The organism is Echinicola strongylocentroti (genome assembly GCF_003260975.1).
GTDB classification, from domain to species: domain Bacteria; phylum Bacteroidota; class Bacteroidia; order Cytophagales; family Cyclobacteriaceae; genus Echinicola; species Echinicola strongylocentroti.
This window is the reverse complement of sequence record NZ_CP030041.1, coordinates 4031948-4049161: the sequence shown is the minus strand read 5'-3', so window position 1 is coordinate 4049161 and position 17214 is coordinate 4031948. Positions and strand designations below refer to the sequence as shown.

At 43.3% G+C, this 17214-nt stretch carries 16 protein-coding genes; 6 read left to right on the top strand and 10 right to left on the bottom strand.

Features of this window, described 5'->3' with window-relative positions:
* Positions 1–321, top strand: coding sequence for a thioredoxin (trxA, locus tag DN752_RS15765; protein ID WP_112784837.1), 321 nt, complete (start codon positions 1–3; stop codon positions 319–321).
* 55 nt (positions 322–376) lie between these two features.
* Here trxA and DN752_RS15760 read toward each other — a convergent pair whose 3' ends face one another.
* The 8 genes from DN752_RS15760 to cmk form a co-directional block, all read right to left on the bottom strand.
* On the bottom strand, positions 377–943 hold the full coding sequence (locus DN752_RS15760; RefSeq protein WP_112784836.1) for a DUF502 domain-containing protein: 567 nt from the start codon (positions 941–943) through the stop codon (positions 377–379).
* A gap of 119 nt (positions 944–1062) precedes the next feature.
* On the bottom strand, positions 1063–1674 hold the full coding sequence (gene nqrE, locus DN752_RS15755; RefSeq protein ID WP_015265830.1) for an NADH:ubiquinone reductase (Na(+)-transporting) subunit E: 612 nt from the start codon (positions 1672–1674) through the stop codon (positions 1063–1065).
* Positions 1675–1688: 14 nt separating this feature from the next.
* Positions 1689–2372, bottom strand: a complete 684-nt coding sequence (locus DN752_RS15750; RefSeq protein WP_112784835.1) for an NADH:ubiquinone reductase (Na(+)-transporting) subunit D — start codon at positions 2370–2372, stop codon at positions 1689–1691.
* 46 nt (positions 2373–2418) lie between these two features.
* Complete coding sequence (gene nqrC, locus DN752_RS15745) at positions 2419–3168, bottom strand: NADH:ubiquinone reductase (Na(+)-transporting) subunit C (RefSeq protein WP_112784834.1); 750 nt, start codon at positions 3166–3168, stop codon at positions 2419–2421.
* On the bottom strand, positions 3155–4357 hold the full coding sequence (locus tag DN752_RS15740; RefSeq protein WP_112784833.1) for an NADH:ubiquinone reductase (Na(+)-transporting) subunit B: 1203 nt from the start codon (positions 4355–4357) through the stop codon (positions 3155–3157). The genes nqrC and DN752_RS15740 overlap by 14 nt, the downstream gene beginning before the upstream one ends.
* A 5-nt stretch (positions 4358–4362) precedes the next feature.
* Positions 4363–5727, bottom strand: coding sequence for a Na(+)-translocating NADH-quinone reductase subunit A (locus DN752_RS15735; RefSeq protein ID WP_112784832.1), 1365 nt, complete (start codon positions 5725–5727; stop codon positions 4363–4365).
* A 127-nt stretch (positions 5728–5854) separates the two neighbouring features.
* Entirely contained in the window at positions 5855–6751 is an 897-nt protein-coding gene (locus DN752_RS15730; RefSeq protein ID WP_112784831.1) for a 4-hydroxy-3-methylbut-2-enyl diphosphate reductase, read from the bottom strand.
* Between the two features lie 6 nt (positions 6752–6757).
* Positions 6758–7441 carry a (d)CMP kinase gene (gene cmk, locus DN752_RS15725; protein WP_112784830.1) on the bottom strand — a complete coding sequence of 228 codons (684 nt, stop codon included), beginning with the start codon at positions 7439–7441 and terminating at the stop codon, positions 6758–6760.
* 187 nt (positions 7442–7628) lie between these two features.
* Here cmk and ade point away from each other — a divergent pair, with 187 nt between their 5' ends.
* Together ade and DN752_RS15715 are read left to right on the top strand one after the other, a co-directional pair.
* On the top strand, positions 7629–9266 hold the full coding sequence (ade, locus tag DN752_RS15720; RefSeq protein WP_112784829.1) for an adenine deaminase: 1638 nt from the start codon (positions 7629–7631) through the stop codon (positions 9264–9266).
* A gap of 98 nt (positions 9267–9364) precedes the next feature.
* On the top strand, positions 9365–10690 hold the full coding sequence (locus tag DN752_RS15715) for a sensor histidine kinase (protein ID WP_245949250.1): 1326 nt from the start codon (positions 9365–9367) through the stop codon (positions 10688–10690).
* 24 nt (positions 10691–10714) lie between these two features.
* Here DN752_RS15715 and DN752_RS15710 read toward each other — a convergent pair whose 3' ends face one another.
* Both DN752_RS15710 and DN752_RS15705 read right to left on the bottom strand, forming a co-directional pair.
* Positions 10715–11695: a YpdA family putative bacillithiol disulfide reductase gene (locus DN752_RS15710; protein WP_112784828.1), complete on the bottom strand. Its 981-nt coding sequence runs from the start codon at positions 11693–11695 to the stop codon at positions 10715–10717.
* An 89-nt stretch (positions 11696–11784) separates the two neighbouring features.
* Complete coding sequence (locus tag DN752_RS15705; protein ID WP_112784827.1) at positions 11785–12546, bottom strand: NRDE family protein; 762 nt, start codon at positions 12544–12546, stop codon at positions 11785–11787.
* Positions 12547–12850: 304 nt separating this feature from the next.
* On the opposite strand from DN752_RS15705, the gene DN752_RS15700 reads away from it, so the two are divergent.
* The 3 genes from DN752_RS15700 to DN752_RS15690 all read left to right on the top strand — a co-directional run bounded on the left by DN752_RS15700 (position 12851) and on the right by DN752_RS15690 (position 16609).
* Positions 12851–13225, top strand: coding sequence for a BlaI/MecI/CopY family transcriptional regulator (locus tag DN752_RS15700; protein ID WP_112784826.1), 375 nt, complete (start codon positions 12851–12853; stop codon positions 13223–13225).
* Positions 13225–15072, top strand: coding sequence for a M56 family metallopeptidase (locus DN752_RS15695; RefSeq protein ID WP_112784825.1), 1848 nt, complete (start codon positions 13225–13227; stop codon positions 15070–15072). The genes DN752_RS15700 and DN752_RS15695 overlap by 1 nt, the downstream gene beginning before the upstream one ends.
* 355 nt (positions 15073–15427) lie before the next feature.
* Positions 15428–16609: a DUF4221 family protein gene (locus tag DN752_RS15690; RefSeq protein ID WP_112784824.1), complete on the top strand. Its 1182-nt coding sequence runs from the start codon at positions 15428–15430 to the stop codon at positions 16607–16609.
* Positions 16610–17214: the final 605 nt, after the last annotated feature.

Genomic DNA, 17214 nt, shown 5'->3' with positions numbered 1-17214 from the left:
ATGGCAAAAGCAATTGAAATTACCGACGCGAACTTTGAAGAAATCATCAAATCAGACCAACCTATCTTGGTGGACTTCTGGGCTGAATGGTGTGGTCCTTGTAAAATGATCGGGCCTGTAGTAGAAGAAATCGCTGGTGAGTATGACGGAAAAGCCGTAATTGGCAAAGTGGATGTAGATGCAAACCCTGCTGTAGCCTCCAAATTTGGCATTAGAAGTATCCCTACCCTTCTATTCTTCAAGAATGGCGAGATAGTGGACAAACAAGTAGGCGCCGTACCAAAAGCAGTGCTTGCCCAAAAACTAGAAGCACAAATCTAACAGAACACGTATATAACTGAATCAAAAAAAGCTCCACAACAGGAGCTTTTTTTGATTATTTTTTAGGGTCGCTCAATTCGGAAACACCCCCGGAGACAATAAACTTCATCACCTCCGTACTATTGGCTCCATGCAATACCCGCACATTGCTTCTCGGAGCCAAAAAACAATTGCCACTAAAATTATAGGAATGGGGAAGGTAAACGGCCACCAAATCTTCCTCGCCAATCATGGACAGGTCTTCTTGGGTTATGAACCCCAAGCGACTAACATGCTCTGATAACTTTACTATAACAGGCGTATTGAATTTCTTTTTGTCCCCAACAAAAGCGGACATCAAGTCCTTGATACTCGTATAGAGGATATTCACCAAAGGAATCCTGAAAAGCCATCTCTCCACAAGTTCAAAAATAGGCTTGGTTATAAATATATTGGCCAAATAACCAATAAAGGTAATCAAACCAAAAACGATCAAGATCCCCAATCCTGGAACTGGCACAGGCAACAGGTTGTCCAAAAACTGAACGATATAGTAAATAATATATACCGTCAATGCCAAAGGCGCTACAAAAAGCAATCCCTTGAAAAAATAATTCACTACACGCTTAGAGGTAAATGACATAACTGGAATGTTTTGATGATAACATTATCGCATAAAAATAATGCCTGAATCAAATATACCAATAAAAAAGCCCTTCCAAGAGGAAGGGCTTTGAATATATTTACTTGATAACTGCTCGGTTACAGGTCAATGCCCATAAATGACATAAAGGCAATTCCCATCAGTCCAGTAATCAACATCGTAATACCTAAGCCCTTAAGGCCATTTGGTACATTAGAGTATTTCAATTTTTCACGTATTGCTGCCAGTGCTACAATAGCCAGGAAAAACCCTGTACCAGATCCGAAACCATATACCCCAGCTTCAGCCAAGGTATAATCTCTCTGTGCCATGAAAAGAGAGCCACCAAGAATCGCACAGTTCACGGCGATAAGTGGAAGGAAAATCCCTAAAGCACCGTACAATGCCGGAGCAAACTTCTCTACGACCATTTCCACCAACTGTACCATCGCAGCAATAATGGCGATGAACATAATAAACCTCAAAAAGGTAAGGTCTATAGTGGCGAAGGATTCACCAAGGAAGGACAAAGCTCCTTCTTTCAGTACAAATTCATTCAAAAGCCAGTTCAAGGGCACTGTAATCGTCAATACAAAGATGACGGCTGCACCAAGACCTAAGGCTGTACTTACCTTTTTCGAAACGGCCAAGAATGAGCACATTCCCAAAAAGTAAGCAAACACCATATTGTCAATAAATATTGACCGGATTCCTAAGCTAAATAATTCCATTTCTTAGCGATATTTTAATGTTCTACATATCCTGTCTTGGTACGCTGTACCCAGATAATCAACCCAAGGATGATAAAGGCCCCTACTGGGCTCACCATCAAACCATTGGTAGCTAAAGAGAAATCCTCTCCGAACCAAGAAGAAACGGTATCAAAAATAGGGATACCGAATACTGAACCTGACCCCCATAATTCCCTAAAGAAAGCTACCGTAAGTATAATCCAAGAATACCCCAAGGCACTCCCAAATCCATCCAACACGGAGTCATAAGGTTTATTGCCCAGGGCAAATGCTTCAAGGCGCCCCATTACAATACAGTTGGTAATGATCAACCCTACAAATACGGACAACTCCTTGTACATATCGTAGGCAAATGCTTTCAGGATCTCATTCACCAAGGTTACCAAAGTGGCCACTACAGCCAATTGCACGATGATCCTAACACGGGTAGGGATGGTATTCCTCATGATAGAGATGGTCAAGTTTGACATCACAATCACGAAAATTACAGAAAGTGCCATTACCAAAGTAGGCTTCATCTGTGTGGTCACCGCCAGTGCAGAACAAATCCCCAATACCTGTATGGTAATCGGATTATCATCTACCAACGGATCAGATATCAATTTTTTTCGTCGCTTAGACAGAAGCGCCTCGGCGGGCTTTTTGATTTCTGTCTTTTCTGCTGTTTCTGTACTCATATCATATTATGTTGAGACGTTCTACAATATTTTTAAAGCCAAACACTTAGGAATTACCTTTTACCTTATCTAGGTATGATTGGTAATATCCCAAATAGTTCTTTAGCATTTTGTTTACTCCATCACCGGTAATGGTAGCTCCGGACATGCCATCCACCTTATGTGGCTCTGATGAATAGTCCTTACCTTCACCTTTTTGCATGCTTACTGCTTGTAACTCTCCTCCTTCACCGAAAATTTCTTTTCCGTGATACCGTTGTTGTACATCTCCTGAAGTTATTCTAGCACCAAGTCCTGGAGTTTCACCAGCGTGGCTAAATGTCACCCCTTCGATAGTGTTCAAGTCAGTCTGTAATGCCAAGTATCCCCAGATAGCATCCCATAGCCCTGCTCCATAAAGCGGTAGGATATAAGCGACTACTTTATCTTCACTGCCTTCTTCATGATAAATATACACAGGAAAAAGTCGCTCTTCTGCAGGTTTTTTGTAGTTTTTGGCCACGTCAACAGTTTCCGCAGTCACCTCGGCTCCTTCCTGTTCGGTCACCTCTTCTCCTTTGATGTTTACCACTTTTGAAGAAATGGTATTTTCATAGTATTCATTGACCTCTTTAGGCTTCATGGCCGCAATTTTTTCAGCATCCATTACAGCACCTAAGATCTGCTTCTTATTATCCAGCGCAACGGCTTCCTTCTGGATAGGCCCCAACAGCTGGGAAGTACCAGAAAGTAAAAAACCGAGCACTACGGTAAGAATTACCGAGAATGTAATGATATATGTATTAGACTGTTGCACGTTGTAACCTCCTTTTCTTGTTTGCTTTCACAACATAATAATCGATAAGTGGAGCAAAGACGTTCATTAATAGAACTGCCAACATAATGCCCTCTGGATATGCGGGGTTGGTCACCCGAATGATTACGGTCAAGAAACCAATAAGCAGACCATAAAGCCACTTTCCTCTTTCTGTCTGTGCGGCAGAAACTGGATCAGTCGCCATAAATACGATGCCAAAAGCTACTCCGCCCATTACCAAGTGATAGTGCGCCGGCATGGCCATAAATTCATTGGCAGCAAAGATATTCATGATCAATCCCATGATATAAGTACCTGCAAAACCACTTACAATGATTTTCCAGCTTCCTACGCCTGTGGCAATCAGGATCAACGCGCCGATCAGGCACATCAAGGCAGATGTCTCACCGATAGATCCTGGGATAAAACCGAAGAACATATTGGCAAAGCTGTACAGCTGATCACCAATGGCCGAATTATGAGAAGCTAGTGCACTCGTAACGGATTCGCCACTTTGACCTGCGCTATAGGCAATAGATAGTGCAGTTGCTCCTGAAAATCCATCTACAGCTGTCTTCTCACCTAGGTAAGTCCATACTTGATCACCTGATATCTGTGCAGGGTAAGCAAAGTACAAGAAGGCCCTTGCCGTCATGGCCACGTTCAGAATATTCATCCCGGTACCACCAAATACTTCCTTGGCAATCACTACGGCAAAGATCGTTGCCAATGCTACTTGCCAAAGCGGCATACTTGCGGGTACCACTAGCGGGATCAACATCCCCGTAACCAAAAAACCCTCATTGATGGGGTGTTTCCGGATCACGGCAAAGACGGCCTCCGCAATTCCCCCTGCGGCATAAGCTACTATAACAATTGGCAGCACCAATTTCAAGCCCAGAAGGAATTTTTCGCCAAAGCCAACTGCTTCTCCTACCGCAAGGTAGTGCTGCTCGCCCACATTATAAATACCAAACAGCAGACAAGGCAAAAGCGCTACTACCACGGTGATCATCATACGCTTCAGATCAATGGCATCTTTTACCTGAGTACCCTTTATACCCGTTGTATGGTTTGGAGAAAACATAAACGTCTCTCCTGCCTCATACAAGTAATATAAATTCTCAAATTTACCTCCCTTTTGAAAGAGCGGCTTCTGTTTATCTAACAGATCACGTAGAAACTTCATATTGATTAACTATATTGAATTAGTTCTATTCCTTTTCTGACAATGTCTTGAACAGGGTGTTTGGACACGTCGACAAACTCACAAAGTGCCAAATCTTCCTCGATTATTTCATAAATCCCCAGTTCCTCCATTTCATCAAAATCTTCCGCCATAATGGCTTTTATGAGATAAACTGGAAAAATATCCATTGGTGTGACCTGCTCAAATACACCAGTCTGAACAAATGCCCGTGCTTCTCCTCTGGCATTGGTATCCAACGCAAATTCTTTGTTGGGAGAAAGGAAAGACAATAGCCCCAATGCACGATGGAAGCTCAGTTTAGTACTGGTAGGCTTGGCCCAGCCCATAAACTCAAAGTAGTCTCCTTCGGGGAGCAAGGTGATCTGGTGGTCATAATACCCCAAATACCCATCATGATTGATTTTTTCACCAGTCAGCACATTTCCAGAAACTACCCTTACGTGATCGGATTTGGTATTGTCCACTACCCACTTATCCACACAAGCTCCTTGGTAGGTCTTGGTATAGACGGCTTTTTTGGCTTCAGACCCTGTAATGGCCACCACCTTAGAAGCATCATAAACACCATCAATGAACAATTTACCCATTTGTACCACGCCATACGGATTCACCGTCCAAGCTAACTCTCCTTTGTTGATAGGTGAGATATGATGGATCTGAACACCTACATTACCTGCTGGGTGTGGGCCTGAAAACTTATTCACCTCCACGCCTTGGGCTCCTGCATATACTGGAGATACTTCTGAGTCCTGATCCAAGTTTAGGTGGACCTTACCGGAAGTCAGTTTCTTGAGAATATTCAGGCCTGCTTGGAAGTATTTTTCCTGCCCTTTCAGCAAAACACCATAATCTGGCGCCAATGGATGGGAGTCGAAGCCGGAGATGAAGATCGCTTTGGGATCATCCTCTGGATTGGCCACGATGCCGTATGGACGTTGGATAATTTGCGGCCAAACACCGCCTTTGAGAAGTGCCGCAGTAGCTTGTTCTTTGGTGAGAGATTTAAGATCGGTTTCAGAAAACTTGTCAAACTCCTCATAACTGATTTCCTTATCAGCCATGATCTTGATCTCTAATAGTTTTCTTTTCTCCCCCCTTTTTATCTCTACCACCTCTCCTGAAAAGGGAGCTGCATATAGAACGGATTCGAGTTTTTTGTCAAAAAGAATCGGAGTACCTGCTTTCACAGTATCTCCTTCCTTGACAATAACTTTTGGACGCTGCATACCTACAAAGTCTGTAGGCTTAATCGCGAAGGTCTGAGCCGGCTGGAATGCTTCGATTTTCTTTTCTGCCTTTCCCACCAGCTTAATATCAAATCCCTTCTTAAGCTTAACTAGTTTTGACATATTTTATTTGAAACTATATGGTCCTTTGAAAAACGCCTCAAATCTAATAAAATACATTAGTTATTAGAAGCTAATTGCACTATTATTTCCTTTTAGGACACGCTCTTTTTTGATTTTCCTCCTACTTTTATGCTTGTGCCACAGGCTGGTCAAGGGAGTTGATGTAAGCCATCACTTGTTCCATAAGCCACATGGGCGTAGATGTCGCTCCACAGATACCTACCTTATCCTCGCTTCCAAACCACGACGGAGCAATCTCACTTTCATTTTCCACGAAATAACTTCGTGGGTTTTCTCCCTTACATACTTGGTACAAAGCCCGTCCGTTTGAGCTTTTTTTACCTGCCACAAAAATGATCACATCATTTTCATTGGCAAAACGGGTCAGTTGAGGTTCTCGGTTGGATACTTGGCGACAAATGGAGTCATTTGCCGTAAAATCAACCTCTTCAAGCGACTGGTTTGCCTCAGCCATCCTCTCCTCGATTTTTGCCTTCAGGGCATAGAATCCTTTGGTACTCTTGGTCGTCTGGCTAAAAAGCGTCACAGGCCTACTAAAATCGATCTTTTCCAGGTCCTCGTCCTCCATCACCACTATGGCCTTTTCCATGGTCTGGCCGGTGAGGCCGATCACTTCTGCGTGCCCTTTTTTGCCATAAATAACGATCTGACCCTCCTTTTTTTCTATTTTATCAAAAGCCGTCTTTACCCGGTGCTGAAGCTTCAGGACCACGGGGCAAGATGCGTCAATCAATTCAATATTGTTTTCAATGGCCAGTTTGTAGGTCTCTGGTGGTTCGCCATGGGCGCGAATAAGCACTTTGCAGTCCTTCAGCTCCTTGAGGTTTTCACGGTCGATCACCACCAACCCCTGGTTGCTCAACCTGTTCACCTCCATGTCATTATGGACGATATCTCCTAAGCAATACAGTCGGTCGCCACTTTCCATCTCATCCTCTGCCATTTTGATGGCAAACTCCACCCCAAAGCAGTAGCCTGAATTCTTGTCTATCGTTACCTGCATGTTTTGTTAGTTTTCTTCTATCTTCTTTTTGGCCAAATCTGTTATTTGGTAAATCTGCTCTTCAAAACCCAATAAACTTGTGTCTATTTCTACAGCATCATCGGCTTTTTTGAGAGGGCTTTCCGAACGACTGGAATCTATCCTGTCTCTTTCCTGGAGGTTATGGATGATTTTATCCAGCTCCACCAACTCCCCTCTTTCCAATAATTCCTTCTGCCTTCTCTCTGCCCTGATTTTGGTATCCGCGGTCATAAACACTTTTAATTCCGCTTCGGGAAACACCACCGTGCCTATATCCCTGCCGTCCATAACCACTCCCTTGTGTTTGCCTATACGCTGCTGTTGGGCTACCAGTTCTTGCCGGACTTCTTTGATCTTACTTATCTCACTGACTTTTTCAGACACTTCCATGCTGCGGATCTTCTTCTCCACATTCAGCCCGTTCAGGTAGGTATCTTGGTGATCGCTTGCCTCATTATGATGAAAAGCGATATCCAAGCTATCCAGTGTCCTCTGGATATCTTTTGGGTTGGTCAGCTCAGTGAACTTATTGATGAAATGCAAAGTAGCTGCCCGGTACATGGCTCCAGAATCAATATATGTGTAGCCTAGTTCCTTGGCCACCTGCTTGGCTGTACTACTTTTGCCACAGCCTGAAAAGCCATCAATGGCAATTACAATTTTCTTCATTTCAAAAATTCACTGTACTAAACTCTTTTTATGGTGCAAATATAAAGTTTTTGGGTGGATAATAAGGGATAATCAACCACTAATACACCTTTGTTCCATTAAACTTTGGCCATTTACTGCTGAGCTCAAATAATTCGGGCCAAATTTTATATCTTTAATCTTATCCATCACCAACCCTAAGAATGCAATGAACACTTTTTCTATTAAAGGCCAGCTAGTTAATATTCCGGAACAAAAAATATCTCCTGCAAAAATCACCGTAGAAGACGGGAAAATCACCTCCGTCATCCCCGTCGACAACGCTCCCGATCACTACCTGATGCCGGGCTTTATCGATGCTCATGTGCATGTGGAATCTTCCATGCTGATACCTTCTGAATTTGCTCGATTGGCGATAGTCCATGGCACGGTCGCCACCGTTTCTGATCCACACGAAATCGCCAATGTCTGCGGAAAGGAAGGCGTGGATTTCATGATAGAAAATGGAAAGAAAACCAACTTCCACTTTTATTTCGGTGCGCCCTCTTGTGTTCCCGCCACCCCTTTCGAAACTGCCGGAGGTGAAATTACCGCGGCAGACATCGACGAACTCCTTGGCAGGAAGGAAATCACGTACCTTGCCGAAATGATGAACTGGCCAGGAGTGATCAATCGTGACCCCGCCGTCATGGAAAAAATTGCCATTGCACAAAAACACCACAAACCAGTGGATGGACATGCTCCGGGACTTAAAGACAACCCAGCCGAAAAGTACATTTCGGCAGGCATCAGTACAGACCACGAATGCTTCACCGAAGAAGAAGCACTCTCTAAGCTACAGCTTGGCATGAAAATCATCATCCGCGAAGGCAGTGCTGCCAAAAATTTTGAAGCTTTGATAGACTTGATGGATGACCATGCCGACCAATTGATGTTTTGCTCTGATGACAAACATCCCGACAACTTGGTCCTAGGCCACATCAACCAACTGGCAGCAAGAGCTATCGCAAAAGGAAAAAATTTATTCGACGTGCTAAAAGCTGCCTGCATCAACCCCATTGCCCATTATCAAATGAATGTGGGCCAACTACGAGTAGGCGACCCAGCGGATTTTATAGTTTGTAAAGACCTAAAGGACTTTAAAATCCTAGAGACCTATATTAGAGGCCAAAAAGTAGCTAAGGACGGAGTCCCCCTTCTTCCTTCCGTCCAAAGCCGCCTAATCAACAATTTCAACACCTCGGCAAAAACCCCTGACGACTTCCTACTAAAAGCCCAACCAACTACCCTACGAGTGATAGAGGCCCGAGACGGACAATTGATCACCAATGAGCTCCAAGGCACCACGTTTATAAAGGAAGGATTTGCCGAAGCAAGTACCCAAGAAGACATCTTAAAATTTGCTGTGATCAACCGCTATAAAGATGCTCCTCCAGCCATCGCATTCATCAAGAACTTTGGTTTAAAAACGGGAGCGATAGCTTCCTCTGTCGGCCATGACTCACATAACATCCTCGCAGTAGGTACCGATAATGACTCCATCGCAAAAGCGGTCAACTTGATCATAGACAAAAGAGGCGGTATATCGGCCGTATCACCGCAAGAAGACTACGTTCTCCCTCTGCCTATTGGTGGCATCATGTCAAATCAGGACGGGTTTGAAGTAGCCAAGGCCTATACCAAAATAGACCGACTGGCCAAAGACATGGGCTCCACACTGGAATCCCCGTACATGACCCTGAGTTTTATGGCTCTACTGGTCATTCCTTCTTTAAAACTAAGCGATAAAGGTCTGTTTGACGGCACCAACTTCCAATTCACCTCTCCTTTTATCCCCAAAAATTAACCAGATGATCGTTTAGTCATTTCAATAAAACAATGTATATTACTGTATGACAATTATCTGTACACAACACACATTTTCACCAACATAAAGCAGTTCAATTGATCGATAAAATTAAAAATGCTTGGGACAGATTCACCACTGTCGAGCCGACGCAGGAATTGGAAACAAAGATATTCACTTCTGCGGCACTCATCATCGTGGTCTATCTCAAAGCCATGGTGGTCCTCAACCTGCTTTATGGCCAATTCCGCCTGGCATTTATCCTGTTGGCCACATCAGCTGTTGTCCTCGTGTTTTATGTGATTGGAAAATCCAAAAAGAACTTTAAATGGGGAATTAGGACGTTAGGTTTTATGGGCTACCCCATTATCGGCATCAATTTTTTCTTGAATGATGGCATAGAAGGGCCTTCCTTTTATATTTTCTTAATGGTACATGTCCTCATTTTAGCTATTTTGCCCATTAGGGCCTTTTGGCTATGGACACTGTATAATTTTCTGTTTTTTATTGGTCTCTACTATATCGACCTTTATCACCCCGCCTTGATCCCCGAAAACTATACGGGTACTGAAATGAAGCTGGTGGATCACACTATCACCTACCTTGCTTGCCTCTTGGGCATCATGATTATCATCATTGCCCTTAAATGGAACTATCAAAAACAAAAACTTAAAAACGATAAAAACAGCATAGCGCTACAAAAAGCAAACAAGGAACTGTCGGGAAATAATGACCAAAAGAACAAAATCATAGCCCTTATCTCCCACGACCTCAAAAATCCCTTGCTGTCTATCACAAAAATACTGGAACTGGTCAATGAGGGGGAGTTGACCAAAGAAGAGACCGAAGCGGTTATGAAGGAACTTTATATCATCGCTTCGAATGCCCAAAGGATGTCTGAAGAAATCCTTGACTGGGCTACTGTTGAGCTAAAAAACAACACCGCCAAATTCAAAAGGGTGAACTTCAAGGAGCACTGTGATTCCATGCTAACGATCTATACCAGCATGGCCCGTCAAAAAAGAATCGACATTGAAGTCAGCTTTAACGGCAGCCAAACCATCACCACTGACATTGACAGGCTATTATTGATCATGAGGAATTTGCTCCAAAATGCCATTAAATTCACTCCCGAAGGCGGGAAAATAATTTTTTCTTTCCATAACTCCAGTAAAGAAACCTATATCACCATCAAAGACACAGGCAAAGGAATCGCCCAAGAACGATTACAGCGGTTGTTCAATATGAAATTCGATTCGACAGAAGGTACCTCTCAGGAAAAAGGCACCGGTGTGGGGCTGTATATCAGTAATGAAAATGCCAAAAAAATTGGCGGCACCCTAAAGGCAGAGAGCGAAATAGGAAAAGGGAGCAGTTTCACCTTGACACTGCCTGCTCACCCAAACCCCTTCAAAGAAGGCTGACCAATCTGCTCAAAACCCGTAAAGCTACTTCACCAGTTGCTCTCGCTTGTTCATGATATCCGTAAAGATGGCCTCAGCATGAACTATCGTATTTTCTATAAAAAACTCTCTTGTATTGAGGCCTCCACACACCACCCCAGCAAGGTATAGCCCGGAGACATTTGACTCTTGGTTGCCATCAAAACATGGCCGACGCTTTTCATCCAACGTCAATTGTACCCCCAGCTGGTCCAATAATTCAAAGTTGGGCCTATAGCCCGTCATGGCCAGCACAAAATCGTTTTCCAAGACCACTTCTCCCTCAGCTGTGGCTATAAGGACGTTGTCTTTCCGGATTTCTTTGATAGCGCTGTTGAAGTACGCTTTAATGGATCCCTCCTTGATTCGATTTTCTATATCTGGCAACACCCAGTATTTCACATTTTGGTCTACAGATGGTTCTTTCAATACCAAGGTCACTTCTGCTCCTTTTCTCCAAGTCTCCAAGGCCACATCCACGCCAGAGTTACCACCACCCACGACAATGACCTTTTGGCCAATGTACGGCCATGGCTCTTTGTAATAATGCGTGACTTTTGGAAGTTCCTCACCTGGCACATTCAGCTTGTTCGGAATATCATAAAATCCCGTGGACAGAATCACCTTATCGGCCAGATAGCTTCCTTTCTCAGCATGGACCAAAAACTCCCCACTCTCTTGCTTTTCGACACTTCTCACCGCTTCATAGAGGTGGATGTTCAGCTCAAAATGCTTTGCTATACGCCTATAATACTCCAACGCCTCATGACGGGTAGGCTGCTTATTTACAGACATAAAAGGAACCCCTCCCATCTCCAGCTTTTCGGAAGTGGAAAAGAAGGTCATGTTCACAGGATAATTAAAAATAGAATTGACCAATGTTCCCTTTTCAAGGATGACATAATCCAATCCGTTTTTTTCGGCTTCAATACCGCAGGCCAACCCAATAGGACCCGCCCCTACTATCAAAACATCTATCTTTTTCATAATTATATACAACAGTTTTCACTGTGGATGGTTCGTTTTGCAGGTTGAAATTTAAGGCAAAAATAATATCCACCCGTATTTTACTCAATTTACGTCATAAAAAACGACAACTTTTCCTCGCTAGAAATGATTCCGTTCTTGTTCACCTGCTGTTCCAGAAATCTTACCTCACCATCAACACCCCACAATAGCACCGACACGTTCACCGTACCATACCCTTGGATATCCCGAATGAAGGCGGCTGAAAGTGCCTGTTCCACTTCGATAGTCACACCGGTTTTAGGTAAATTCTCCGGCTTATCCTCTACTTGTGAATACTGGACTGCTGCCAAATCTTTCATCGAAAGCCCCCCTAACTGGATTTGCTTTGCCAAGCGCCTTTTACCATCCACCACTTTCTTCCATGGCACATCCAAAAGCGCATTACTTAATCCATGCAATCCGGGCAACACCATCTCCACCGATGGCGCATAGTTGGAATAGTACCATAGCTGCTCGCCATCTCCCACTAGCAAATTGAAGCCATCATAATCGTCTTTCTTAACTTTTACTCTTTCCAGGTATTCTTTTGGAGCCATATCACTTTCCAAAAAATCCTTTACCAATTTCCCCCTGCTTATAGGTTGTTCTTTAAGATTATCAAGGTCTCGGTAATTGGTCAGGGCAGCAAACTTACCAGAAGGATGTAAGCCCATCCAAGTACCTCCACCCTTGAGGTCTTTACCGGCATAGACACCATTCTCCCACTGATGTAATGGAGCGGTAGGCCTACCAAAAAATTCGTCCCGGTTTGCCACCAAAATTAGTTTGTAGCGGTGGTGGTTCCGCCAATTAAATGTTATTAGGCACATGGTTTGAAGATAAAAAAAAGACCGGATATTTCCGGCCTTAGGGAGAACAAACAACTTTCCACTATGTAAATTGAGTTGGATATCTAAGTGCTAACTAAACACCACAGGTTATTATTACTATCAACGGTTCCCTTGCTAAGACAACCAAACCACTAACCCAAACAGCCTCACCAAAGTTCACAACCCACTCAACAGCAGGGGAATTTAACTATTCTTAACAATTAATTACGAAATTGGTCGTAGATAAATTTGAATTACGAAAAGAGTCGTATATCTTTACTACGAAGATAATCGTAATTCAATAATGAAATACAAACCTACAGACTCCGAACTTGAAATTCTTTCCATCCTTTGGGAGCGCCAGCAAGCAAGTGTGCGGGAAATCCATGAAGAGCTTTCTAAAACGAAAGAAACCGGGTACACCACCACACTTAAGATCATGCAGATAATGTATGCAAAGCATCTCCTTAAGCGGACAGAGCAAGGCAGAAGCCATATTTACACCCCTGCAATCACACAAAGTGAAACCCAAAATTCCCTACTCAGTAGTTTTATGGCAGCTACTTTTGGTGGCTCGACCAAGAAGCTCGTCATGAAGGCCCTTGGTCAAAGCAATCCTTCCAAGGAAGAAATCGATGAAATCAGAAAATTGCTCAATGAACTAGAAAACCAACAATAATGGACCTTCTCAACGACTTTATCCATGAATCCTACCTTCAGGCCATTGGCTGGACGCTGGTCCACTCCATTTGGCAGATCGTCCTTGTCAGCCTGATACTTTGGGCTGTTCTAAAAGCTATCCCCGTCAAAAAACCGGCACTTCGCTATTGGGCTGGATTAGGAGCAATAGTGCTCATTGCGGTGGCCAGTGGCGTGACTTTTACCAATGTGCTGGAAGCTCCTACATCAGCTTCACCGACTACATCGGCAATTACAGCAATCGCCAAAACCGATCATCACCAGGTGGCTACTTCACAAGATAACCTCAGAGCCATTTCATCGACATCCGACCAACAATTACTGGATAAGACTTGGCTATTGGGATTGGAAAAGTACCTTCCCACATTGGTAAATCTATGGCTGCTAGGTGCCTTATTTTACTTGGTCAAACTCTCCGGTGGGCTATTTGACTTGAGAAACCTACACAAAAGACACCAACAATCTGTCCCTGATCCACTGATCAAAAAGGTAAATGGCATGATTGCAGCCATGGGATTCTACAGGGGAGTAAAAGTGCTCAAAAGTGACCTGATCCACGTTCCCGTCACCTATGGATTACTGAAACCTGTCATCCTTATCCCGGCGAGCCTGCTGCTCTGCACTCCTCCACGTCAGCTGGAAGCCATCATCGTCCACGAGCTTGCCCATATCAAACGATACGATTATCTCGTCAATATTCTCCAACGTATCATGGAAGTATTTTTCTTTTTCCATCCATGCTTTTGGTGGATCAACGAAATAATCGACACAGAACGTGAGCATGCTTGCGATGACCTGGTCCTTTCTCTGGGATACTCCCCAGCAGAATTGGCTCATGGCCTGGCTGAAGTGGCCGAACATGCGCAAAGCTCCATGCCTGAAATGGCTCTTGCAGCCACTGGAAACAAACATTCCTTTGTCAACAGGATCAAGCGAATCTTAGGAAAAGAACAACACAAAGAAAAAATCTCACCCTTAATTACATTGACCATGCTCATCTCACTGATGGTAAGTGCTTCCCTGGTACTGGGAGCCATCCCTACAAAAGGAACTATATTTTCGGACAATTATTTGCTCACTAAAATTGAGTATAAATCCATCGACAAAAAAGTGTCCCTGCCTTGCCAAGTAATAGTAGAGCCGTGCAATGAGGCGGTGGACAGTCCTAATACCGTTAGGAATACTACTAAAAGCAATGTCACAACCTATCATTATGCTTATAGCATAGACACCACTCCGGTGCCAAAGGCCAAAGTGAAAGCTCATAAAGCCACACCAGCCCCTGTAGATGATCCGATGCCTGTGCTGGAGCTAAGCCCAATGCCCAAAATGGATTTTGAAGTCCCTCCTGTCCCTTTAGTACCGCCATTAGAAGGGATGAACTTCGTGCCTCCCATGCCGGTCTTCCAGCTAAACATCACAGAAGAAGCCATGGAACTGAGCAACCTGACCATCAAACTTAGCCAGCTTGAAGGCGAAGATTCGGAAGAAGCCCAGCAGAAACGCGAAGCGCTACAGGACATGCTAGAAGAGGTTCAGGATAAAATGGAAGCCAAAACCGAAATCTACGAAGAAAAGATGGAGGAATGGGAAGTACAACATGAATCCAAAATGGAAGAGTGGGAAGCCAAAATGGAAGCCTGGGGCAAAGAAATGGAAGCCAAGCAAAGTGAATGGGAAACTGCCTATGAGCCCAAAATGAAAGAATACGAGAAAGAAATAGCAGCATGGGAAAAAGCAAACGAGCCCAAAATCAAGGAATTCGAAGCTAAAATGGAGGCTTGGCAGGAGCGACAGCAGGAAAGTGAGGAGAATCCCCAACCTTAACACCCGCTTCCTAAAGATCGAAAAACAAGTAACCGAAAACAGCTAACTTATTGGACAACATAGAAACATAGGACACGATAGGATGAAATTTTTTATGAAATAAAACTTTCCGAAGTAGATGGTATTATCCTACCTTTTATTATATTCAATCTGGTTTATGGCTATTGCATAAATCGGGTTATGTATATCCGCAATGATACCAGTATTCACAGAGATATGAAATAGGTCCTCACAGAAACCACGGAAATCTCAGAAAAGCGTTGTTTCATTCTGGGTTTTCTGTGCATTCCGCGAGAAATAAAAACTACTGGCAAGAAAGCGTATAATCAAAAATCGGGTTTACCCCATTGAAATCATGTATAGAACTACGCTATTTTTAAACTGTATTTTTTATCTATCCATATCATTATCCTCCTGTAATGACCCCAGCAACACTACTGTCCCAAATGGATTCAAAAGAACAAACGAATACGCCATCCACTTGGACGAATACACCTCACCGGTGGAGGAATACACCCAATACCTACCGAGCTGGAAAGGCCATCAGGCAATGGCCTTCCATGTCCGAAAAAAAGGAGAGATCAAGATATATGGCCTTGAAGATGGAAGCCTATTGGAAACCCTGAGCTATTCGCAGGAAGGCCCCGACTCCTATCGTGGGATATATGATTTCCACATCTACAATGAAGACAGCATTTTTCTCAACAAAAGGTACCTGTACCAGACCTATTTGGTGGATTCGAAATTCAATAAATCAGCAACTTACCAGTTTCTGGATCCTGAAATAAAACTAGACCCCATCTCCGGCATCGCACAGTCCGACAACAGCTTCCTCCCCGTTTTTAATCACAACCGAATTTTTCAAAAAACAGGAAACACAATCTACTTAACCGGATCACCAGATAAAAACTCAGACTTCCCCGAATACTTTGATGCTGATTGTATGATTGTTTCTGTGGACTTGCCCTCCGGCAAGGTATCCAGATTAATTGGCTATCCAGATAGGATGAAAGGCAAAGGTTGGGGGACCATGCACGATGGTCTATTTGCTGACTTTGACACGAAGAGGGAACAATTTATCCTAAGCTATGCCAGTGACAAACATTTATATATAACTGATAATCAACTCAATAAGATGAAGAAATTTTTAGCCACGCCAGAAAAATTCAGTGACATAAAACCACTACCAGCATCATACAGAAATAATGAAACAGCCTATTTTGAATTCTACAATAAACAATACGTATTTGGTTCTGTTCTGTATGACTCATTTAGAAATGTATATTATAGGGTTGCTCTAGAGCCCGACCCAAACGGTATCGACATGTATTTGCGTGATCCATTATACAAACCAAGAAATATGGTCGTAATGGCATTTGACAGTTCGTTTGAGAAAATAGCCGAAATGAGATTGGAACAGACCGCGGCAGGAACTTATTTGGACCGTTGTTTTGTCAATGAAAAAGGGCTGAACATTGCCTACGTTGATTTGACTAACGAAGATATTCTTTACTACAAAACGTTTTCCTTGGAATGAAAACAAAGCTATTCTACTGGAAAGGCTTGGGCCAATAACCCCCAAAGGGCACATTCTGTTCGACTCTACTGGAATCAATAAAAGAATGGACTTCATTCACTCCCAACCAATAACTATCCGCTTTAAAAACAGGTCGGCCCTTATCACACCTTATCAAGAGGCAGGGCAGTAAACGCACTAAAGTGATTCTTGGAACGATAAAACATGCTTTCGCTACTTGGTATTTTACACAAGGCAAATGCATTTAGTATATTGAAAACCTGAGCTCGACTTATTTTTAGTATTAAAAACGTCATAGCGAATCTGCCTGCTCATGTATGGCGGTTTTATAATCGAACTGAGATTTATAGAATTTTATGGATTAGCAACTGAGCATCCTGTCCAATCCGCCTTTGGCGGAGGGCAATACAGAAGGTGCAGGTGACAACCTGCACCAAAAATGGTTACGCACAAAAGGGTAAGTTCCATAGGAACGGCAGATATAAATGCAAACAGGAACATTTTTTTATGCGTTTACCCTAGTGTTTAACCCGGATTATGCGTTAGGAATCGTAGTGAGAGCTGAAATTGCAAGAAAATCAGTTAGTTTGGAGGCATTAGCGTAG